The organism is Novosphingobium sp. SG751A (assembly GCF_013149295.1).
Classification (GTDB): Bacteria; Pseudomonadota; Alphaproteobacteria; order Sphingomonadales; family Sphingomonadaceae; genus Novosphingobium.
In genome coordinates this window covers 311,029-333,457 of sequence record NZ_JABGCB010000002.1, presented here as the reverse complement: position 1 = coordinate 333,457, position 22,429 = coordinate 311,029, and the positions used below count along the sequence as shown (strand labels likewise).

At 62.5% G+C, this 22,429-nt stretch carries 19 protein-coding genes; 2 read left to right on the top strand and 17 right to left on the bottom strand.

Translation table 11 applies throughout. The features are described 5' to 3' along the window. The first annotated feature begins 12 nt into the window (after window positions 1-12). Window positions 13-1,296 (top strand): citrate synthase, encoded by a 1,284-nt coding sequence (gltA, locus tag FHW96_RS03880; protein ID WP_172339231.1) that lies wholly within the window; start codon window positions 13-15, stop codon window positions 1,294-1,296. Between the two features lie 320 nt (window positions 1,297-1,616). Here gltA and FHW96_RS03875 read toward each other — a convergent pair whose 3' ends face one another. The 4 genes from FHW96_RS03875 to FHW96_RS03860 all read right to left on the bottom strand — a co-directional run bounded on the left by FHW96_RS03875 (window position 1,617) and on the right by FHW96_RS03860 (window position 5,586). Then, a complete protein-coding gene (locus FHW96_RS03875) occupies window positions 1,617-2,984 on the bottom strand; it encodes a sensor histidine kinase KdpD (protein ID WP_172339230.1) in 1,368 nt (455 codons plus the stop codon). After that, entirely contained in the window at window positions 2,981-3,913 is a 933-nt protein-coding gene (locus tag FHW96_RS03870; protein WP_172339229.1) for a hypothetical protein, read from the bottom strand. Before FHW96_RS03870 ends, FHW96_RS03875 begins: the two co-directional genes overlap by 4 nt. Window positions 3,914-3,949: 36 nt before the next feature. Further along, the gene (locus FHW96_RS03865) at window positions 3,950-5,185 is read right to left on the bottom strand and encodes a hypothetical protein (protein WP_172339228.1); all 1,236 of its coding nucleotides are present in this window, start codon (window positions 5,183-5,185) and stop codon (window positions 3,950-3,952) included. 98 nt (window positions 5,186-5,283) lie between these two features. Next, window positions 5,284-5,586, bottom strand: a complete 303-nt coding sequence (locus FHW96_RS03860; protein WP_172339227.1) for an Hpt domain-containing protein — start codon at window positions 5,584-5,586, stop codon at window positions 5,284-5,286. A 71-nt stretch (window positions 5,587-5,657) separates the two neighbouring features. Between FHW96_RS03860 and FHW96_RS03855 the strand changes: the two genes are divergently transcribed. Then, on the top strand, window positions 5,658-8,009 hold the full coding sequence (locus tag FHW96_RS03855) for an ATPase (RefSeq protein ID WP_172339226.1): 2,352 nt from the start codon (window positions 5,658-5,660) through the stop codon (window positions 8,007-8,009). On the opposite strand, the gene FHW96_RS03850 is transcribed toward FHW96_RS03855, so the two are convergent. From FHW96_RS03850 to nuoF, 13 genes are all read right to left on the bottom strand, one after another. Further along, the gene (locus FHW96_RS03850; RefSeq protein WP_172339225.1) at window positions 8,006-8,293 is read right to left on the bottom strand and encodes a DUF1467 family protein; all 288 of its coding nucleotides are present in this window, start codon (window positions 8,291-8,293) and stop codon (window positions 8,006-8,008) included. The genes FHW96_RS03855 and FHW96_RS03850 overlap by 4 nt on opposite strands. Next, window positions 8,290-9,894 (bottom strand): ribonuclease J, encoded by a 1,605-nt coding sequence (locus tag FHW96_RS03845; RefSeq protein ID WP_172339347.1) that lies wholly within the window; start codon window positions 9,892-9,894, stop codon window positions 8,290-8,292. The genes FHW96_RS03850 and FHW96_RS03845 overlap by 4 nt, the downstream gene beginning before the upstream one ends. 130 nt (window positions 9,895-10,024) lie before the next feature. Further along, window positions 10,025-10,804, bottom strand: coding sequence for a type III pantothenate kinase (locus tag FHW96_RS03840; RefSeq protein WP_172339224.1), 780 nt, complete (start codon window positions 10,802-10,804; stop codon window positions 10,025-10,027). Window positions 10,805-10,829: 25 nt separating this feature from the next. Beyond that, a complete protein-coding gene (locus tag FHW96_RS03835; protein ID WP_172339223.1) occupies window positions 10,830-11,537 on the bottom strand; it encodes a biotin--[acetyl-CoA-carboxylase] ligase in 708 nt (235 codons plus the stop codon). Between the two features lie 14 nt (window positions 11,538-11,551). Beyond that, window positions 11,552-13,015: an NADH-quinone oxidoreductase subunit NuoN gene (nuoN, locus tag FHW96_RS03830; protein WP_172339222.1), complete on the bottom strand. Its 1,464-nt coding sequence runs from the start codon at window positions 13,013-13,015 to the stop codon at window positions 11,552-11,554. Further along, window positions 13,015-14,559 carry an NADH-quinone oxidoreductase subunit M gene (locus FHW96_RS03825; protein ID WP_172339221.1) on the bottom strand — a complete coding sequence of 515 codons (1,545 nt, stop codon included), beginning with the start codon at window positions 14,557-14,559 and terminating at the stop codon, window positions 13,015-13,017. The genes nuoN and FHW96_RS03825 overlap by 1 nt, the downstream gene beginning before the upstream one ends. Before the next feature lie 28 nt (window positions 14,560-14,587). Further along, window positions 14,588-16,624 (bottom strand): NADH-quinone oxidoreductase subunit L, encoded by a 2,037-nt coding sequence (nuoL, locus tag FHW96_RS03820; protein WP_172339220.1) that lies wholly within the window; start codon window positions 16,622-16,624, stop codon window positions 14,588-14,590. Between the two features lie 5 nt (window positions 16,625-16,629). Then, window positions 16,630-16,935, bottom strand: coding sequence for an NADH-quinone oxidoreductase subunit NuoK (gene nuoK / locus FHW96_RS03815; protein ID WP_168602395.1), 306 nt, complete (start codon window positions 16,933-16,935; stop codon window positions 16,630-16,632). A gap of 10 nt (window positions 16,936-16,945) precedes the next feature. Then, a complete protein-coding gene (locus FHW96_RS03810) occupies window positions 16,946-17,563 on the bottom strand; it encodes an NADH-quinone oxidoreductase subunit J (protein WP_168602394.1) in 618 nt (205 codons plus the stop codon). Window positions 17,564-17,584: 21 nt separating this feature from the next. After that, window positions 17,585-18,070 carry an NADH-quinone oxidoreductase subunit NuoI gene (nuoI, locus tag FHW96_RS03805; protein WP_172339219.1) on the bottom strand — a complete coding sequence of 162 codons (486 nt, stop codon included), beginning with the start codon at window positions 18,068-18,070 and terminating at the stop codon, window positions 17,585-17,587. Beyond that, the gene (gene nuoH / locus FHW96_RS03800) at window positions 18,067-19,113 is read right to left on the bottom strand and encodes an NADH-quinone oxidoreductase subunit NuoH (RefSeq protein ID WP_172339218.1); all 1,047 of its coding nucleotides are present in this window, start codon (window positions 19,111-19,113) and stop codon (window positions 18,067-18,069) included. The genes nuoI and nuoH overlap by 4 nt, the downstream gene beginning before the upstream one ends. Continuing rightward, window positions 19,110-21,134, bottom strand: a complete 2,025-nt coding sequence (gene nuoG, locus FHW96_RS03795) for an NADH-quinone oxidoreductase subunit NuoG (RefSeq protein WP_172339217.1) — start codon at window positions 21,132-21,134, stop codon at window positions 19,110-19,112. Before nuoG ends, nuoH begins: the two co-directional genes overlap by 4 nt. After that, window positions 21,134-22,429 (bottom strand): NADH-quinone oxidoreductase subunit NuoF, encoded by a 1,296-nt coding sequence (gene nuoF, locus FHW96_RS03790; RefSeq protein ID WP_172339216.1) that lies wholly within the window; start codon window positions 22,427-22,429, stop codon window positions 21,134-21,136. Before nuoF ends, nuoG begins: the two co-directional genes overlap by 1 nt.

Sequence of the window (22,429 nt, the reverse complement as noted above, 5' to 3'; positions counted from 1 at the left end):
AGGAGTGTTGCGGTGGGTGATACGGCAAAGTTCATCGTCGAGGGCAAGGAAGTTGAATCCCCGATCCTGAAGGGTAGCGTGGGTCCGGATGTTATCGACATCCGCAAGCTCTATGCCCAGACCGGCGCATTCACCTATGACCCCGGCTTCACTTCGACGGCATCGTGCGAAAGCGCGCTGACCTATATTGACGGCGACGAAGGTGTGCTGCTGCATCGCGGCTATCCCATCGGTCAGCTGGCCGAAAATTCGTCCTTCATGGAAGTGTGCTACCTCCTGCTGAACGGCGAACTGCCCAGCGGCGCCGAATTGGACACGTTCTCGCGCACGATCACGCGCCACACGATGGTCCATGAACAGCTTTCCAGCTTCTTCAAGGGCTTCCGTCGCGATGCGCACCCGATGGCCATCATGGTCGGCGTGGTCGGCGCGCTCTCGGCCTTCTATCATGACAGCACGGACATCTCCGATCCGGTGCAGCGCCGCATCTCGGCCCACCGCCTGATCGCCAAGATCCCGACCATTGCCGCCATGGCGTACAAGTATTCGGTGGGTCAGCCCTTCGTCTATCCCGACAACAAGCTGTCCTATGCCGGTAATTTCCTGCGCATGACCTTTGGCGTTCCGGCCGAAGAATATGAAGTCGTGCCCGCCGTCGAAAAGGCGATGGACCGCATCTTCATCCTGCACGCCGACCACGAGCAGAACGCCTCGACCTCGACCGTGCGTCTTGCCGGTTCGTCGGGCGCCAACCCGTTTGCCTGCGTCGCCGCCGGCATCGCCTGCCTGTGGGGCCCGGCACACGGCGGCGCGAACGAAGCCTGCCTTAACATGCTGCGCGAAATCGGCACGCCCGACAAGATCCCGCACTATATCGAGCGCGCCAAGGACAAGAACGATCCGTTCCGCCTGATGGGCTTTGGCCACCGCGTGTACAAGAACCGCGACCCGCGCGCGACCGTGATGCAGAAGACCGTGCGCGAAGTGTTCGATGCCCTGAACGTGCAGGATCCGCTGTTCGAAACCGCGCTGCGCCTTGAAGAGATCGCGCTGAACGATCCCTACTTCGTCGAAAAGAAGCTGTTCCCCAACGTCGACTTCTATTCGGGCATCATCCTTTCGGCCATCGGCTTCCCCACCACCATGTTCACCGTGCTCTTCGCCCTGGCGCGCACTGTGGGCTGGGTGGCCCAGTGGAACGAAATGATCGAAGATCCCAGCCAGAAGATCGGCCGTCCGCGCCAGCTCTACACCGGCCCGACGCAGCGCGACTACGTGCCCGTTGGCCAGCGTTAAGCCTTAGGCCTGACACTTCAGACCAGCCATTCAGGAACGCGGGGGGAAGGGAAACTTTCCCCCGCGTTTTTGTTTGCGTTTTTGGTGTGAAGAGAAGGGGGTGGATGCGAGGGTCTGGCCCCTCGCACTCCCGTTACTGCCTGCGTTGCGGATGGGGTTTAGCCTTGAGTGTCGGACGCGGCCTTGGAAAAATGAAAGCCTGCGGCGCCTTTATCAGCGCCGCAGGCTTTCATAATTATCGCGCAACACCTCAAACCCACGCCTATTATCGGGATTGCAAAGGGCCCCCGCCCTTTGCCCGCCGGAGGCATTCTTCCCCTTTAACCCTGCGGCAATTCCAGCACAAACCGCGCCCCCTGCCCCTCATGCCCCTCGACGCTGAGTTCCCCCCCCATCGCCCGCGCCAGACGCCGCGAGATATAGAGCCCCAGCCCCGATCCACCATCCCCGCTGCGCCCCAGCCGCTCGAACTTGTCGAACACGCGCGCGGTGTCCTGCGGCGAGAGGCCCGGCCCCTGATCCGCGATAGTGATCCGCGCGCGCCCCGCGCCGGCGGTCAGCAGCACCGAGATAGCCGAGTTTTCCGGGCTGTAGCGAATGGCATTGCCGACCAGATTTAGCAGCACCTGAAGCACCCGGCGAAATTCACCCACCGCGCCCAGATGCATGGTTTCGTCGGGCGCGTGGATTGTAATGTTCTTTTCACGCGCCCGCACGCCCAGAATGCCCGCCGCCCGCCGCGCCACATCGGCCAGATCGATGCGGTCCGCCGCAGGCGTAAAGCCCTCGGCCTCGATGATCTCCATATCGGACAGATCCTCGATCAGCGTCAGCAAATGCTGGCCCGCGGCCGCAATATCGCCCGCATAACCGGCATATTCCTCGGTCAACGGCCCCGCCCGGCGGGTTCGGATGGTTTCCGCGTTCGCGATGATCCGCGCGATAGGCTGGCGCAGAACAGGGGCCATCTCGCGCCCGATCACCGAACTGGCCTTGGCGGGCGGAATGTCCGCCTCCGCCTCAGGCTCCACCGGGACAGGCAAAGGCTGATCGCTGGTCAGGCACAGGTCAAAGCCCAGCGTCTCACCCTCCGGACCGGTTTGCGGCAGGATCGTCGCGCGCCACGCACGCTGCGATCCCGGCACCACCACCGTCGCGCCATCGAGCAGGCGCCAGTGCAGAGGTTGCCGCAGCCCGCTGCCGGGCAATTCGACGAAATCGGTCCATGGCCGCCCCAGCCCGCCGCGCATCGCCTGCGCCACCTGCGCCAGATCGCCCGCCGAGACATCAACCGTCATCAAACGCTGATGCGGATCTAGCCGCGCGGTCAGTTCGGCCAGTGCCCGGTCGATTTCCACCCGGCGGCGGTTGGCCAGATCGGCCGGTTCGGGCGGCAGGCTGCTGGCCTGCCAATGGCGCAGGATGATGAGGCAGCCGCCCTCTTGCGGGGTTACCTCGATCCAGGCGCGGATGGTTTCCTGCCCGTCCTGCGCGATAATCGGCCGCGCCAGTTTCAGGCCAAAGCCGCGCGCCTTGCTGACCAGTTCGCGCAGTTCGGGCACGGCAATCGCGCCCGGAATCGTCCCGCCGCAGCGGATTTGCAGCGCCGACAGCGGTTCGTCCGCCCGCAGCAGCCGATCTTCGCCATCACTTTGCGCTTCGACCTGAATGCGCTCGGGGGCGCTCATGCAAGCCGCCCCAAGGCCTGCGCCGCCTCAACCAGCAATTCGCCCGCGCGCTCGACGCTCAGCCGGGCCAAACCATCGGGGCGGATCGTTTGCGGATGCAGGATCAGCAGGTTTTCCTCGATCACGCCCAGCTTGGCCCCGCCCGCGCGCAGCGCCACCGACAGGCGCGCCTGTTGGCCATCGCGCATCGAGAGCAGCACCGATTCGCGCGACCCATCGCCCGCCAACGCCAGGGCCGAGGCAAACATCGCCACCCCGCCATGCGCCAGCGCCAGCGCCGCAACCGAACCCGCCCCCATCGCCGCCACCAGCCGAGCCAACAGGCCAAGCCGGGTGGAAGCCTCATCATAATTCTGGCGCAACGCATCGGCGGCGCGCGCGGCGGCCTCGCCGTCCTCCTCAATCGCCACATGCAGCGCGACCAACACGCCATGGAGCAATTCGGCGGGCAATTCGTTCAAGGGCAACTGCATCCGGCGCTGATTCTGGGCAAAGCGGGCCTGCGCGGCCAGCAATTTCATGCCCCGCGCCGAGGTTTCCGCCTCGCTCGATGCGATAAGCGCCTGTAACAAAGGCGAAACCACCGGGTCCACCCCCAGCCGGTCGGCCAAACGCTGAGTCATCTGCCATTCCAGCGCCAGCGCGTGCAGATGCGCCAACAGGCCCGGAACCTCGGGCAATTGTTCCATCAGCATATCGATAACGCCGCCGCGCCCGCCCGCGTCGAGCAGGGCACCTTCAAGCTGATTCGCCAGATCGTCAAGCATCGCGCGCAACCGCGCCAGCACATCGTCGCCAAACAGGCCCTGATCGCCGCAGACCAGCAAATGCCGCAAAACCGGCACCACCGATCCCACCACAGCGTCGCCCCGCGCCAGTTGCAGGCGCAGCGAGGAATCACTCGAATCCCTGCCAGGAGCTTCAGACATACGGTCGGTCATGCGCCTACCATAGTGGATAGGGAGTTAAGTTGACGTTAGCCGATTTTGCCGCCCGGCCATAATTATGCCGCCCAGCAACAGCGCGACCGCCAGCACAGCCAGCCCATTGCGCAACAAACCGAAGAGCGAAAGCAGCGAAAGCACCAGCGCCAGCAGCGCCCGGTCTTCCATCCACGCCGCTTTGCGATTCGCCACCACAGCAGGCACGAGGCGGATCAGGCCCAGCAGCATCAACGGCTCAAACAGGCCCGCGACATAGGTCCGCTCGCCATGAGCCAGCCCCAACAGGGCCAGCAACACGCCATCGACAATCCAGCGATACGTTACCGCAGGAGCCAGGCGTGGCCGGGGCAAACGCAGCGAACGCCGCTCAAAACGGCCAAACATCGAGGCGCAGGCAAAGCCCAGCCATGCCAGCGCAACAAGCAACAGGCCCAACGTCAGCGCGCCAAAGCCACCCGCAACCAGCCCCAGCGCGGCCAGCACGCCCGCCGCCATGGCCACCACCGTTCCGCCCGATCCGGCCTCAAGCAAAGCAGGTCCGGCCACACGCACAACCTGTCCAGCCAGCCATTCGGAGGGTTGGAGCAGCCCGTCCTCGAACAAATGGTGGCTGATCCAGTCCGGTTCGACCGCCTGAATTTCGCGTTCATTATGGAGCAGGTTCCACCGCCCCTGCGCGATCACCTCATCAGGCACCGAGCGCTGGGGCACACCACCCTGCAAAGCGATTCGCTGAAGGCAGGCGAAAGGTTCGACATCACCCGGCAATTCGGAAAGCCGTTCGACCAGACGCCCCGGAAAACGCATCGCCCCGGCCGAGGCATAGTTGAAATCGAGCCGCTCGAAACCGGCGGCCACCCCCTGCTCAACCGGCTGTACCAGCACGGTGGGGGTCGCCAGCAATTCCTGCGCCAGATCGGGCCATGCCAGCACGCCATCGCCCAGCGCAATCACCTCGTCCTGCGCGCTGACCAGCCCCATGACGCCATGCGCCCCCGAAACACGGTGAAACAGCGCGCCCGCGCTCTCGGCAGCATGTTGCAAGGGCAGCAAGCCATCGAGCCCGCCCGGCGCCACGACGATCACCCGGTCGCATCCCAGCGCCAGCGCAATCGCCAGTTGATGCCGCGCCAGCGTATGCCCGCCAAGCCGCATCAGACCGCGCGGCGAAATGGGAGACGCGCCGCCGAGGGCGCCGCCTGCCCCGCCACTATCGCCGGTGACGGGCGCAATCAGGGATAAAAGCGCAACGCGCAAGACCTTCTCCGGAAATGCCAATCTGGCCGAACCGGGCGAGTTGTAATCAAGGCCAACGATTATGCCAAGCCGCTATAGGCGGGATGAAGCCGGAAGGGTCAACCCAGCGGAAATTCATCCAGAAACGCCTGCAACTGGCGCAGGACGACCGGATCGCCCGGTGCGCCATCCAGTGCCTGCTCTGCCAGAGCAATCAGCGGCCACACCTGAAAACTGGCGGCAAGGCCCTTGAGGCGCATTGCGGCAACCTCCCAATTGCCATCACAGCGCGCGCGGCGCAGCAGGTCGATCTGCCGCGCGAGGCTTTCATGAAAGCTCGCGCGCAGTTCGCGCATCAATACCGGATCGTCGCCAGCGGCGGCGGCGAGGGTCGCGTCAAGGGCACCTGCTTCATAAGCCATGTCTCACACACTACACCGCAGAAGTTAAAGCAGTGTTTCCCCAAACGCGGCTTGTGCGCTATCAAGGAAGGATGGCGAGCGGAACACCCATTTACAGCATCGAGGCCCAGCTATCTTCCGAGGAAGAAGTAAATAAGGGCATACCCTTAGACGCGCTGACCGGGGGCGAGGAAGAGGCCGGCTGGGATGAAGCCGGGCCTGCGCCGCGCCGAATGCCCGAATGGCTGTCGCCCGTGGTGGCGCTGGTTTTGGTGTTGGGATGGAGTGCGCTGTTCGGTGCCGGCCGCGCCGGAGCGATAGCTGCGGCGCGCGCGCCTGAGGCGTGGAGCGCGCTGGCGCTGCAATGGTCGCCGCCGGTGTTGCTGATCGCGCTGGTCTATCTGATCGTGCAGAGGTCGAGCCGCCGCGAGGCCGGGCGTTTTGGCGATGCCGCCGCGCTGCTGCGCCGCGAATCGCAGGCGCTGGAGCATCGGCTGACCTCGCTGAACCGCGAATTGAGTCTGGCCCGCGAATTTCTGGCCGCACAGACGCGCGAACTGGATGCGCTGGGGCGCACCGCCGTCGATCGCATCGGCCAAAGCGCCGGGCGGATCGATTCACTGGTGCGCGACAACGGCGCGCAGGTCGATATGATCGGCACGGTCAGCGCCGCCGCGCTGGCCAATATGGAACAGTTGCGCGTCCATCTGCCCGTCATCACCAATGCGGCCAAGGATGTCACCAGCAACATCGGCAATGCGGGCCGAATCGCCCATGCCCATCTTCAGGACATGGTCAAAGGTCTGGAACGTTTGCAGGATTTTGGCCAGTCGAGCGAACAGCAGGTCATTGCCCTGCGCGAGCGGATCGAGAGCGGTCTGAGCGCGCTGGAGAGCCGGACGCAGCAGTTGGATGCGGTGATCACCGGGCGTTTCGAAGCGCTGGAGGCCCGCTCGACCGGCTTTGCGCTGGATCTGGAGCGGCATGAGGCCGAGGCGCGCGAAGCGCTGCATCTGCGGGCGGCGGCGATGGGCGACGAAATCGCGGCTACCCGCGCCCAGCTCGATTCCCATGAGGCCGAGGCGCTGACTTCGCTGCGCGCGCGCCTGTCGGCTCTGCGTGACGAGGCGGCGACGATTGGCCGTTCGCTGCGCGAGAATGAGGCCGTGGCGCTGGGCGACTGGCAGGCGGCAACGGCACGCCTGACCAATGACCTGTCACGCATCGACCGCGAATTGGCCCAGCGCCACGATGCCGCCATCGAGCGCGCGGGCAAGCTGGGCGTGATGAGCGAGGCGACCAGCCTGCGTCTTGCGCAGGCTGAAGCGCGGCTGGAGGCTATTGCGGCGGCCGATGCGGCAGTATCGGGCGCGATGGAGCAGCGGCTCGAGGGGCTGGAGCGCCGTCTGGGCGAGACCGACAGGAGCCTTGAAAAGCTGACCGAATCGAGTGTTCGCCTGCTCGAATTGATCCAGTCTTCGGCGCATCACAGCCGGGAAACGCTGCCCCCCGCGCTGGCGCAGAGCGAGGAGCAACTGGCCGGGTTTGAAACGCGGCTTCACGCTTTGCGCAGCATCGTGGTCGAAGCGGGGGCGCAGGGCGAGATGCTGGCCCAGCGGATGGACCAGGCGCAAGGCGTGGCCTTGGGCGTCGGCCATGCGCTGAGCGCGCAGGATACGGCCGTGGGCCTGCTGCGCGATCATCTGGCGCAGGTGGAAAGCGAGGCGCAGCGCATCGCCAGCGACGCGCAGGGCGAATTGGGCGAAGCGATCCGCCAATTGGGCGGCAGCGTAATGCAAACCCTCGCCCTGATCGAGAGCGATGGCGCGGCACGCGTCACCGCGCTGGTCGATCAATTGTCGAGCGAGAGCGGAGCGGCGCTGGAACGCGCGATGCGCCTCAAGGCTGGCGAGATCAGCGGGCAGTTGGAGCAGGCCGCCGCCCATGCATTGGGCATCAGCCGCGAAGCCGCGCATCAATTGCGCGATCAGCTGCGCGAGGTGGAAAGCGTGATCGACCATCTCGAAACCCGCGTGGCCGAGGCGCGCGACAAGGCCGAGGATCGCATGGACGGCGATTTCTCACGCCGGATGGCGATCATCACCGACACGCTGCAATCCAAGGCCGTGGACATCACCCGCGCGCTGGACAGCGAAGTGGCCGACACCGCATGGGCGGCCTATCTGCGCGGCGACCGGGGCATTTTCACCCGCCGCGCGGTACGCCTGCTCGATACGGGCGATGCGCGCCATGTGCTTAGCCTGTATGAAAGCGATGGCGCGTTTCAGGCCCATGTGAACCGCTATATCCATGATTTCGAGGCGATGCTGCGCCATCTGCTCTCGACGCGCGATGGTCATGCGATCTCGGTGACGTTGCTGTCCTCGGATATGGGCAAGCTCTATGTCGCGCTGGCGCAGGCGATCGAACGCCTGAGGGCTTAATTGTCCTGCGCCAGCGAAGCGGGCATGTGAAAGGGTGCGAGATCCTCGATCCGCACCCAATCATAGACATAATTGGCGTAAAACAGCGCGAACAGGATGGCCGAAACCACCGTTGCGCGGACCGCCACGCGGCCGGGGCGGAAATTGCCCGGCGCGCTGGTGGCCTGTCCCTTGACCAGCTCCTCGCCTGTCTCATCGGGCGTGCGGATGCCGAAGGGCAGCACCAGAAATGCCGAAATGACCCAAAAAAGCAGATAGATGGCAAGGATGGAGGCCGGTTTCACCGATCCAGCCCCTCCACCATCATCATCACCTTGACCTGCGGCTTCTTGCCGCACCAGCGCCCTGCGGCCCGTCGCGCCGCCAGACGCGCCGCCTCGGCCATCGCGCTTTCGTTGCGCTTATCAGGCCCGCGCAGCTTGCCCAGCGCCTCAATCACATCATTCTGCGCCTCGGTCACAAAGGCGTCGTAATCCTCGACCAGCGGCAGACCGAGGCCCGCCACCTGCGCGGCATATTCGTGATGCTTGGCCCGACCCGACACCGCCACCATCAACACGCCATGCCACGCCAAACGACGACGCATGGCCACCGCCTCGCCATCAGCGGGCGCAATAATATCGCCATCCAGCACAAGGCGCCCATTGGGCACTTCGGCAAATTTACCCGGACGCCCCGGCGCCAGACGCACCAGATCGCCGTTCTTCTGCACGACCTGTGTGGGAATGCCGCTTTCTTTGCCCACCTTGGCCTGCTCGCGCATATGGCGCATTTCGCCATGCACGGGCATCAGGATCTGTGGCCGCAGCCAGCCATAGATCGCCTCAAGCTCGGGCCGCCCCGGATGGCCGGAAACGTGGATGTCGGCCTGACGGTCGGTGACGACTGTGATGCCATCGCCCGCCAATTGGTTCTGGATACGCCCGATGGCAATTTCGTTGCCGGGGATCTGGCGGCTGGAGAACAGCACGACATCGCCCGCATCCAGCTTGATCGGATGGTTGCTCTCGGCAATCCGGGCCAGCGCGGCGCGGGGCTCACCCTGCCCGCCGGTCGCCACGATCAGCACCTGCCCGCGCGGCAGACTCATCGCGGTTTCCGGGTCGATAATATCGGGCAATTTGCCCAAATAACCGCAGCCCTCGGCCGCCTGAATGATCCGGTCGAGCGAGCGGCCCGAGACGCAAAGGCGCCGGTTGGTCGCCTTGGCCACCTCGCCCAGCGTGTGCAGACGCGCGACATTGCTGGCAAAGGTCGTGACCAGCACGCGCTTGCCCTTATGACGCGCGACCTCCTCTTTCATCGCGCGGGCCACTTCACCCTCGCTGCCCGAAGGTGCGGGGTTGAACACATTGGTGCTGTCACACACCAGCGCCAGCACGCCCTCATCGCCAATCGCGGTCAATTGCGCAGGCGTGGCGGGCGTGCCGATGATCGGCTCATCATCCAGCTTCCAGTCGCCGGTGTGGAACACCCTGCCATAGGGCGTATCGATCAGCAGCGCGTGCCCCTCGGCAATCGAGTGCGCCAGCGGCACATAGCGGATGCCGAAAGGCCCCAGTTCGAATTGGTCGAAATGGTCGATGACGTTCAGTTCGACGTCCCGCTCGATCCCCGCCTCGGCCAGTTTTGCCGCCACCAGCTTGGCCGTGAACGGCGTGGCATAAAGCGGCACGTCCAGATCGGCAGCGAAATAGGGCACCGCGCCGATATGATCCTCATGCGCATGGGTCAGCACGATGCCGACCAGATCCTCGCGCCGCTCCTCGATAAAGGCCAGATCGGCAAAGACCAGTTCGCTGCCCGGATATTCATTCCCGGCAAACGTCATGCCCAGATCGACCATCAGCCACTTGCCATGCGCGCCATAGAGATTGACATTCATGCCAATCTCGCCCGACCCGCCCAGCGCGCAAAACAGCAATTCCTTGCCGGGCGTGAACGGATCCTTGTTGTCAGACTTGCGCGCTATCGTACTTCTCCAATTATCGTGTGACAATTTATCGTATGCCAATTTATCGAGTGGCAGCGCGCTCGGCGAGCAACGCCAGGCCGTTAAGAGTGAGGTCGTGTTCGACCACGTCAAACAATCCGGGCTGATGATCGAACAAAACGGCCAGCCCCCCGGTGGCGATCACCGTGACCGGCCGCGCAATCTGCGCCCGCATCCGCGCGATCAACCCCTCGATCATCGCAACATAGCCCCAATAGACCCCGATCAACATCTGATCCTCGGTATTGGTGCCGATCACGCCAGGTTTTTCGGGCACTGCAATCGCGATCCGCGGCAATTTGGCCGTATTGCCCACCAGCGCGTCAAGCGAAAGATTGATGCCCGGCGCGATGATCCCGCCCTTATAGGCCCCTCGTCCATCGATATGATCGATCGTGGTGGCCGTGCCGAAATCGACGACGATCAGATCGCCGGGAAATTTCTCATGCGCGCCAATTGCATTGACGGCGCGGTCCGCGCCCAGCGATTTGGGAGAATCCACATCGACATCAATGCCGTAATCGGCCTTGCCCATGCCCGCGACCAGCAATTCGGTGTCGAAATATTTGGTGGCCAGCACCTGAAGATTATGCAGCGCGCGCGGCACCACGGTCGAAACGATCATCCCGGCAATCTGATCGCGGGTATAACCCTCAATCGTCATCAATTGCAGCAGCCAGACCGCGAATTCATCGGCCGTGCGGCGCGGATCGGTGGCAATGCGCCAACGCGTCTTCATCTCGCGCCCATCATAGAGCGCAAAGACGACATTGGTATTGCCCACATCAATGGCCAGCAGCATGCCGCCTCTCTCCGCTTGTTTTATATCAGGCGAGTTCGACATCGCCTGCGTGAATGGTTTGGACCGTGCCGCCCGAAAGCTGCAACCGCAAGGCCCCATCCTCGCTTAGCCCGCAAAAATTGCCGCTGATGACCTGCCCGCCGGCCTCGCGGACCAGCAAGGGGGTGCCGATGGGATGGGCCGCGGCCAGCCAGCGATACACCAGTGCCGAAAGGCCATATTGCCGCCAATGCGCCAGTTCCTGCGCAAAGCGCGCAGCCAGTTTCATGGCAAAGGCATCGCGGTCAGGCGCCGGGCCATAATGGCTGAGCGCCGTCGTCTCGCGGTCGGGCAATTGCGGCGCGCCAGCCAGATTGACCCCGATGCCAACGATGACAAAACCGGCCACCGCCTCCAGCAGGATCCCAGCCACCTTGGCCTGCCCCACCAGCACATCATTGGGCCATTTCAGCAAGGCGCAGCGCGGCGGCGGCACCAGATCGGCGACACAGGCCTGAACGGCAACGCCCGCCACCAGCGCGAGGCTGGGAGCAGGCGGTTGATGCGCATCGATACGGACTACGGTCGAGCCCATGAAGTTGCCAAGCCCGTCATTCCAGACCCGGCCCAACCGCCCCCGCCCTGCATTTTGGCGGTCGGCGATCAGCCAATGTCCTTCAGCAACCGGCTCGCCCGATATCAGCCTTTGCGCAAGGTCTGCATTGGTCGAGCCGGTCAGGCCGATGATTTCCATCAAAGCACAGGTTCTCAGGCCGCGTGGAACAGCGCCGCCGCCGCCGACTGAGCCAGACCGCCCAGCCAACCGGTGAACAGATAGCCGATGGGCGAGATCACGATGGCGCTGCCATAGAGCAGAACCGCATGAACGCCGTCCATCGAACCCACAACCTTGTCAGCCGGTTCGTCGAAATACAGCACCTTGACCACCTTGAGGTAGTAGAAAGCACCGATCACCGAAGCGGCGATGCCCACCGTGGCGAGCGGAACCAGACCGGCGGCGACCGCCGACTGGAACACCACGAACTTGCCCCAGAAGCCGAAGAGCGGCGGAATGCCGGCCAGGCTGAACATCACCATCGCCAACACGAAGGCCAGACCCGGCTTGCTGCGCGAAAGACCCGCAAGATCGGCGATCTTTTCCACCGAATTGCCTTCGGCGTCGCGCAGCGACAGGATCGCCACGAAACCACCAATCGACATCACGACATAGATAGACAGGTAAACCAGCATCGAAGCCGCGCCGCCCGGCGTGGCAGCAGCCAGACCGATCAGCATGAAGCCGACGTTGTTGATCGAAGAATAAGCCATCAGGCGCTTGATATTGCCTTGGCCGATGGCGCCCAGCGCGCCCACGACAATCGAGAGCAGCGAAATGGCGACAACGATCTGCTGCCATGCCTGCGCCTGCATGCCAAAAGCAAACAGCGTCACACGCATGGTCAGCGCCAGAGCGGCAACCTTGGGCGCGGTGGCGAAGAAGGTGGTCACCGGGGTCGGCGCGCCTTCATAAACGTCAGGCGTCCACATATGGAACGGCACGGCGCTGATCTTGAAGGACAGGCCGACAAGGATGAACACCAGACCAAACAACGAGCCGGTCGACATCTTGCCCACCAGCGCGGTGTGGATGGCGTCAAAGCTCGTGCTGCCGGCAAAGCCATAGGTGAGGCTGATGCCGAAAAGCAGAATGCCCGAGGCCAGCGAACCCAGCACGAAATACTTCAGACCCGCTTCAGGCGAACGATCGTCCGAGCGCGACATGGCCGCCAACACATAGGCCGCCAGCGAGTTCATTTCGAGCCCGACATAGAGCGTGAGCATGTCGGTGGCCGACACCATCAGACCCATGCCCAGCGCAGCGAACAACGCCAGCACCGGATATTCCGCCCGATAGCCGCCCTGACGTTCAAAGAAGCCGGGCGCCACCAGCAGCGATGCGCCCGCCGCGCCATAGATCAGCAGCTTGGCAAAGGAAGAGAAGCTGTCCGCTGCATACTGGCCATAAAAGGCAGAAGCCTCGGCGCCGAAAACGCCGCCGCACAGCGCAGGCGCTACCAGCACGCCCGCCACGGCCAGAGCCGCGACCGCCAACCAGGTCACCAGGCGGGCGGATTTATCACCCGCCCACGCGCAAACCAGCAGGAGCACCAGCCCGGAGACGCTGAGGAATTCCTCAGCGGCCACCAGGCGAAGGGAAGATGCCCAGTTCATTACTTTTCACTCCCTTCGCCGTTATGCTCGGCGCTTTCATGAGTCTCGGCCACAGGGTGGCCCGGCGTCACCTGCGCATCGCCTGCCGGACGGGCCGCCGCAAGGCGGGCGTCGAGATGGGCGATATCGGCACGGATCGGCGCGATGAAGCTTTCGGGATAGATGCCCATCCAAAGTGTTGCGATCACCAGCGGCGTCAGCAGCAGATATTCGCGAACGGTCAGGTCAGGCATGGCGGCGGCATCGGCATTCTTCTGCTCGCCAAAGGCAACCCGGCGATAGAGATACAGCATATAGGCCGCACCCAGAATGATGCCCGTGCCCGCAATCAGCGCGGTCCAGCTCGACGCCTTGTAGATGCCCTGAAGCGACAGGAATTCACCCACGAAGTTGGCCGTAGCGGGCAGACCCACCGAAGCCATGGTGAAGAACATGAAGAACAGAGCATAATAGGGCATGTTGATCGCAAGACCGCCGTAACGGCTGATTTCGCGGGTGTGCAGGCGGTCATAGATGACGCCAACGCAAAGGAAGAGCGCGCCCGACACCAGACCGTGGGCCAGCATCACCACCATCGAACCTTCAAGGCCCTGACGGTTGAACGCGAACAGGCCCAGCGTCACGATGGCCATATGCGCCACCGACGAATAGGCGATCAGCTTCTTCATGTCCGACTGAACCAGCGCCACCAGCGAGGTGTAAACCACCGCGACAATCGAGAGGCCCCACACCAGCGGCGCGAAATAGGCGCTGGCTTCGGGGAAGAAGGGCAGGCTGAAGCGGATGAAACCATAGCCGCCCATCTTGAGCAGCACGCCCGCCAGAATGACCGAACCAGCGGTCGGCGCCTGAACGTGCGCGTCGGGAAGCCAGGTATGCACCGGCCACATCGGCATCTTCACCGCAAACGAGGCGAAGAAGGCCAGCCACAGCAAATACTGCGCCTGCACCGGGAAGTTATATTCCATCAGCACGGGGATCGAGGTCGTACCCGTCAGGTTCACGATCCACAGCATGGCGATCAGCATCAGCACCGAGCCAAGCAGCGTATAGAGGAAGAACTTGTAGCTGGCGTAGATACGATCCGCGCCGCCCCAGATACCGATGATCAGATACATCGGGATCAGGCCTGCCTCGAACAGAATGTAGAACAGGAAGAGATCCTGCGCCGCGAAAACGCCGATCATCAGCGTTTCCATGAACAGGAACGCGGCCATATATTCAGGCACACGCTTCTCGATCGCATCCCAGCTGGCGCCGATACAGATCGGCATCAGAAAGACGGACAGGACGATCAGCACAAGTGCGATGCCGTCAATGCCAAGCGCCCAGCTGAAACCGCTGAACAATTGGGCGTGTTCGACGAATTGCCACTGGGGCCCGCCGATCTGGTAATTGGCCCAGAGATCGAGGCCCAGCGCCAGGTCGATCAACGTCGCCACCAACGCGATGGTGCGCGCGGCCCCGGCTGAGGCGAACAAAGCCGCCACAGCCGCAACCGCTGGCACCGCCAGCATCAGCGAAAGGATGGGAAAACCGGTCATTGCCATAAAACCTTTTCGCTGCCCGCCTTTATCGAGTGAGAACCCAGCTGACCGCAGCCACCAGGCCGATCAGCATCCACAGCGCATAGCTGGTGAGCAGACCAGATTGGAGACGACGAGCCAGACCCGTGCCCTGAACCACAACCCAGGCCGCACCATTGGGGCCAAAGCGGTCGATGAAGCCAACGTCGCCCACCTTCCAGAACAACCGACCCAGCGCGAAGGCAGGACGGACGAACAGGAAGTTGTAGAGCTCGTCAAAGAACCACTTGTTGTAAACGAAAGTGTGGATCGGCTTGATCGCGCGGACAAAGGCCGCCGGGAAGCCGGGATTGATGATGTAAGCGTAGATTGCGCCCAGCAGGCCGGTGACCATCACGCCGAACGGAGCCCATTTCACCCACACCGGCACTTCGTGCATGTGGTGGATGAGATGTTCGGAGAACACGAGGCTGCCCTTCCAGAACTCGCCCTCGCCTTCGGAGATGAAGGCATGGTTGAAGACGAAACCGGCAAAGATCGCGCCCATGCTCAGGATGATGAGCGGGAGCAGCATGACCAGCGGGCTTTCATGCGGATGATAGCCGGCGGTGCCGTCGTCATCATGGGCGTGACCGTGATGATGGTCATGCGCGTGATCATGGCCATGGCCGTGATCGTCATGAACGGCGTGCTGGATATGCTCCGACTGCGACCAGCGGGCCTTGCCGAAGAAGGTCAGGAACACCAGACGCCACGAGTAGAACGAGGTCAGCAAAGCGGCGGTGATGCCCATGAAGAAGGCAAAGTGGCCAACGCCCGTGCCGGTGCCATAGGCGGCTTCGAGGATCGAGTCCTTCGAATAGAAGCCTGCGAAACCGAACACGTCGACGATACCCACCCCGGTGATCGCCAGCGTGCCGGCCATCATCGCCCAATAGGTGAGCGGGATCTTCTTACGCAGCGCGCCGTAATAGCGCATGTCCTGCTCGTGATGCATCGCATGGATCACCGAGCCAGCGCCAAGGAACAACAGCGCTTTGAAGAAAGCGTGCGTGAACAGGTGGAACATGGCCGCGCCGAAAGCGCCCGAACCAGCCGCAAAGAACATATAGCCCAGCTGCGAACAGGTCGAATAAGCGATCACACGCTTGATATCCCACTGCGTCGTGCCGATCGTGGCGGCAAAGAAGCAGGTGGCCGCGCCAACGATGGTGACGAAAGTCATCGCATCGGGGCTGGCCGCGAACAGCGGCGAAAGGCGGCAGGTCATGAACACGCCTGCGGTCACCATCGTGGCCGCGTGGATCAGCGCCGACACAGGCGTCGGGCCTTCCATCGCGTCGGGGAGCCAGGTGTGGAGGCCAAGCTGCGCCGACTTACCCATCGCGCCGATGAACAGCAGGATCGAGAGGATCGTCAGCGTATCAAAGCGGTGGCCGAGGAAGCCGATCGTGCTGCCCGCATGGTTGGGAACATTGGCGAGAATTTCGGGGATCGAAACCGTGCCGAACACCAGAAACACGCCGAAAATGCCCAGCATGAAGCCAAGGTCGCCCACGCGGTTGACCACGAAAGCCTTGATCGCGGCCGCGCCGGCAGAAGGCTTGCGAAACCAGAAGCCAATCAGCAGGTACGAAGCCAGACCCACGCCTTCCCAGCCGAAGAACATCTGAACCAGATTGTTCGCGGTCACCAGCATGAGCATGGCGAAGGTGAAGAGCGAGAGATAGGCGAAGAAGCGCGGCTGATCCGGCTCCTCGTCCATATAACCCCAGCTATAGAGGTGGACCAGCGCCGATACGCTGGTGATCACCACCAGCATCACCGCCGTCAGCGTGTCGACGCGCAATTCCCAGTCAAAGCTGAGATCGCCCGACTGCACCCACTTGAGCACAGGAACGACGGTGGCTTCGGCATTACCCGTCAGGAAGCCGATGAAGATCGGCCACGACAGAGCGCAGGCTGCGAAAAGCCCGCCTGTCGTCACCACCTTGGCCGGGAACTTGCCCAGCGCCTTGTTGCCAAGCCCGGCGATAACCGAGGCCAGCAACGGCAGGAAAACAATGAAGAGGATCGAATGCACAGGTCTTACCCCTTCATCCGGTTGGCGTCGTCCACCGCGATCGTGCCGCGGCTGCGGAAGTAGATCACGAGGATGGCCAGGCCCACGGCTGCTTCACCCGCGGCCACCGTCAACACGAACATCGCGAAGATCTGACCGGCCAGGTCATGCAGGAAGGCGCTGAAGGCCACGAGGTTGATGTTCACCGAGAGCAGAATAAGCTCGATGGCCATCAACACGATGATGATGTTCTTGCGGTTGAGCACGATGCCCAGCACGCCCAGCCCGAAGAGGATCGAGCTGACAACGATATAATGTTCGATACCGATCATGGCCGCCCCCTTACAGCTTCACGCCGCCGCCCACTTCGGGACGGGTGTTGATGGTGGCATCTTCCGGACGGCGCTTGACCTGTTCGGAGATATTCTGCGGACGCACGTCATTACGCTGGCGATGGGTCAGCACGATGGCGCCGATCATGGCTACCAGCAGCACAACACCAGCCGCTTCGAACAGGAACAGGTAGTGCCCGTAAAGCACCGCACCGATCGCCTGAATATTGGGCACATTGGCCGCAGGAGCCGTCGCCGCATCGGGCGTGCCCAGCACAAGGCCACCGGCCGAATGAGCGCCAAGACCAAACAGAAGTTCGGCCAGCAGGATGCCCGCAATCGCCAGACCCAGCGGAAAGTTCTTCACAAAACCGGCCCGCAGCGTGGCAAAGTCGATGTCGAGCATCATCACCACAAAGAGGAACAGCACCGCCACCGCGCCGACATAGACGATGACAAGAAGCATCGCGATGAATTCGGCGCCGATCAGGATCATCAGACCCGCAGCGTTGAAAAATGCCAGGATCAGCCAAAGCACGGAATGCACCGGATTGCGCGCCGTGATGGTCATCACGGCCGAGGCAATCACCAGCGCGGCGAACAGATAAAAGGCAAGCGTTTGGATCATCTCTTGTCTCCGGCCCGCGCCTTAACGGTAGGGCGCGTCGGCTTCAAGGTTCGCGGCAATCGCCCGCTCCCACTTGTCCCCGTTCGCCAACAGCTTGTTCTTGTCATAGAGCAGTTCGGCACGCGTTTCGGTCGCGTATTCGAAATTCGGCCCTTCGACGACGGCGTCGACCGGACATGCTTCCTGACAAAAGCCGCAGAAGATGCACTTGGTCATGTCAATATCGTAGCGCGTCGTGCGGCGGCTGCCGTCTTCGCGCGGTTCGGCCTCGATAGTGATGGCCTGTGCGGGACAGATCGCCTCGCACAATTTACAAGCGATGCAGCGCTCTTCCCCATTGGGATAGCGGCGCAGCGCATGTTCACCACGGAAACGGGGCGAAAGCGGGTTCTTCTCATAGGGATAGTTGATGGTCGCCTTTTCCTTGAAGAAATACTTCAAGGTCAGGGCGTGAGCCTTCACGAACTCCCAGAGGGTGAAACTCTTGATGAGATGGGCGACGCTCATGCAAAATGTCCCGTAGCCATGAGGTAACCGCTGACGAGGAAAACGAACAGCAGCGAGAGCGGCAGGAAGATTTTCCAGCCCAGACGCATCAGCTGGTCATAACGATAGCGCGGCACGGTGGCCTTCACCCAGCTGAACACAAAGAAGAAGAAGAAGATCTTGAGCAGCAGCCAGATCACGCCCGGCACGGCATAAAGCACCGGAATATCCAGCGGCGGCAGATAACCGCCCCAGAACAGCGTGGCATTAAGCGCGCACATCAGGAGCACGTTGCCGTATTCGCCGAGCCAGAACAGCGCAAAGGCCATCGAGGAATATTCGGTCTGATAACCGGCAACCAGTTCGCTTTCCGCTTCGCAAAGGTCAAACGGAGCGCGCTGGGTTTCGGCCATGCCCGAGATCAGGAACAGCACCCACATCGGGAACAGCAGCGGATTGAAACCAAAGCCGTTCAGAATGCCGAACACATGGCCCTTCTGCGCCGAAACGATCGTGCCCAGATTGAACGAGCCAGCCCACAGCACCACACAGATGAGGATGAAGCCGATCGAGACTTCATAAGAAATCATCTGAGCAGAGGCGCGCATCGCACTGAAAAACGGATATTTCGAGTTCGATGCCCAACCGGCCATGATCGTGCCGTAAACGCCCAGCGACGAAATCGCCAGAACATAGAGCAGGCCCACGTTAATGTCGGCCAGGATCGCGCCCGAGTTGAACGGGATCACCGCCCAGGCCAGCAGCGTGACCGTGAAGGTCACCACCGGGCCGATCAGGAAGATGCCCTTGTTGGCGGCGGTCGGAACGATGGTTTCCTGAAGGAAAACCTTCAGACCGTCGGCAAACGACTGAAGCAGGCCCAGCGGGCCGACAACGTTCGGGCCGCGACGCAGCGCCATGGCCGCCCAGATCTTGCGGTCGACATAGATGATCATCGCGACGCTGAGCATCAGCGGCAGCGCGATCAGCAAGATCCCCGCAATGGTGGAAATCAGCCATGCCGCTTCGAACGGCAGGCCAAGCGATTGGAAGAAGGCGGTCATTCCGCAGCCTCCGCTTGGGGTTGCGACCCGTGCAGCAATTCTGCCGAGCACTTGGCAAGCGTTTCACTCGCCCGTGCAATCGGGTTCGTCAGATAGAAATCCTTGATCGGATAGGCGATTTCGCCAGCAGCCGAACCCGAAACACCGGTGGGCAGCGGACCGAAATCGATCAAACCACCATCAACCAGCAGCGCCGGATATTCAGCAAACAGCGCGCTGCGCAGTTCGTCAAAGCTGTCAAAGCCGACGTTCACGTTCAGCACCTGCGCAATGGCACGCAGGATCGCCCAGTCTTCACGCGCATCACCGGGCGCAAACACAGCCTTTTCGGCGAACTGCACGCGACCTTCGGTGTTGACGTAAATGCCGACCTTTTCGGTGAAGGCCGAAGCGGGCAGGATCACGTCGGCGGCATGCGCGCCCTTGTCGCCATGATGGCCGACATAGACGATCATGCTGTCGGCGAACTTAGTGTAATCCACCTCATCCGCGCCCAGCGAAAGCAGCAGCTTGGGCTTGGCGGCGGCGACATCACTGATACCGCCCTTTTGAGCATAGCCCAGCACCAGCCCGCCCATGCGCGAAGCAGCCATGTGCAGAACGTTGAATCCGTTCCATACCGAGCCATCTTCCAGCGTGCGCACGAACCCAAGCTGTTCGCTGATCGCCAGACCGGCTTCGAGCGCGCCCTTGGCCAGCCCTGCCCCACCGATGATCAGCGCGGGACGCTTGGCACCCTGCAAAGCCGACCAGACATGCGCGGGAAGGTTGTTCAGAACCGAGGCATCCGAACCCAGGAATTCGGCCGGATAGGTCGTTGCCCATTCGGGGCCGATGATGAACACCTTGGCGCCATGCTTGACCGCCTTGCGCAGGCGAGCGTTGAGCACAGCCGCTTCCCAGCGGACATGGCTGCCCACGATCAGGATCGCATCGGCGCTTTCAATCCCGGCAAGGCCCGAATTGAAATTGACCGCCGCCAGATTGGCTGTGTCATAGGCCAGACCCGTCTGACGCCCTTCGAGCACCGACGAGCCGAGGCCCGACAGCAGCTTCTTGGCGGCATACATGGTTTCAACGTCGACGAGATCGCCGGCCACCGCCGCAATCGAATTGCCCGGCGCGATCTTGGCGACAGCGGCAAGCGCTTCGTCCCACGACACAGCCTTGAGCTTGCCGTCGAGACGGATGAACGGGCGGTCGAGACGGCGCTTGGACAGGCCATCGACCATATAGCGGCCCTTGTCGGACAGCCATTCCTCGTTCACGTCATCATTGACGCGCGGCAGGATACGCATGGCTTCGCGGCCGCGCGCATCGACGCGGATGTTCGAGCCGATGGCGTCCGAAACGTCGATCGAGATCGTCTTCTTCAATTCCCACGGACGAGCTTCAAACGCGTAAGGACGCGAGGTCAGCGCGCCAACCGGGCACAGATCGATGACATTGGCCGACAGCTCGTGCGTCGAGGCCTTTTCCAGATAGGTGCTGATCTGCATGTTTTCGCCGCGATACAGCGCGCCGATCTCATCCACACCCGCGATTTCCTCGCTGAAACGGACGCAGCGCGTGCACTGGATGCAACGCGTCATCACCGTCTTGATCAGCGGACCCATGTACTTCTCGGTCACCGCGCGCTTATGCTCGTGATAACGCGAAGAACCGCGGCCATAGGCCACGCTTTGGTCCTGAAGGTCGCATTCGCCGCCCTGATCGCAGATCGGGCAGTCGAGCGGGTGGTTGATGAGGAGAAACTCCATCACCCCTTCACGCGCCTTCTTGACCATCTCGCTGTCGGTGCGGATTTCCTGACCTTCGGCGGCCGGAAGCGCGCAGGAAGCCTGCGGCTTGGGCGGCCCAGGCTTCACCTCGACTAGGCACATGCGGCAATTGCCTGCAATGCTCAGACGCTCGTGATAACAGAAGCGCGGAATTTCCTTCCCCGCCATCTCGCAGGCTTGCAGAACAGTGGCACCGGCAGGCACCTCAAGTTCCACGCCGTCAACTTTGACCTTAGGCATTACTCAGCGGCCTCCCGCAGCGCACCGCCCTTTTCGGCAATGCGACGCTCAATTTCGGGGCGGAAATGACGGATCAGGCCCTGAATCGGCCATGCCGCCGCATCACCCAGCGCGCAGATCGTGTGACCTTCAACCTGCTTGGTGACGTTCCAGAGCATGTCGATTTCCTGCACATCGGCATCGCCCTTGCGCAGACGCTCCATCACGCGCCACATCCAGCCGGTGCCTTCGCGGCAGGGCGTGCATTGGCCGCAGCTTTCGTGCTTGTAGAAGTACGAAAGGCGGCTGATCGCGCGCACGATGTCGGTCGACTTGTCCATGACAATCACCGCCGCCGTGCCCAGACCCGAGCCGACCGCACGCAGACCGTCAAAGTCCATCGGCGCGTCCCAGATCTGTTCGGCAGGCACCAGCGGGACCGACGAACCGCCGGGGATCACCGCCAGCAGATTGTCCTTGCCGCCGCGAATGCCGCCGCAATGCTTCTCGATCAGTTCGCTGAACGGGATCGACATTTCTTCTTCGACCACGCAGGGCTTGTTCACATGGCCCGAGATCTGGAAGAGCTTGGTGCCCTTATTGTTCTCACGCCCGAACGAAGCGAACCAGCTCGCGCCGCGACGCAGGATGGTGGGGGCCACGGCAATCGATTCGACATTGTTCACCGTGGTCGGGCAGCCATAAAGACCGGCACCGGCAGGGAACGGAGGCTTGAGGCGGGGCTGGCCCTTCTTACCTTCGATGCTCTCGATCATCGCGGTTTCTTCGCCGCAGATATAAGCGCCAGCGCCGCGGTGGACGAAGACGTCGAAATCATAGCCCGAACCGCTGGCGTTCTTGCCCACCAGACCGGCGTCATAAGCCTCGGCAACAGCGGCAAACAGCGTTTCGGCTTCGCGGATATATTCGCCGCGAATATAGATGTAGGCCGCACGGGCCCCCATCGCAAAACCGGCAACCAGCGCGCCTTCGATCAGCTTATGCGGATCGTGGCGGATGATTTCGCGGTCTTTGCACGAACCCGGTTCGGATTCGTCGGCATTGATGACCAGGAAGCTGGGACGACCGTCCTTGCTTTCCTTGGGCATGAAGCTCCATTTCATGCCTGTGGGGAAACCCGCACCGCCACGACCGCGAAGGCCCGAATCCTTGATTTCCTGAATGATCGCGTCGCGGCCGCGCTCCATCAGCGCCTTGGTGTTGTCCCAATCGCCGCGAGCGCGCGCCGCTGCCAGATTCCACGGCTGATAGCCGTAGAGGTTGGTGAAGATACGATCCTTGTCCTGAAGGGCCAT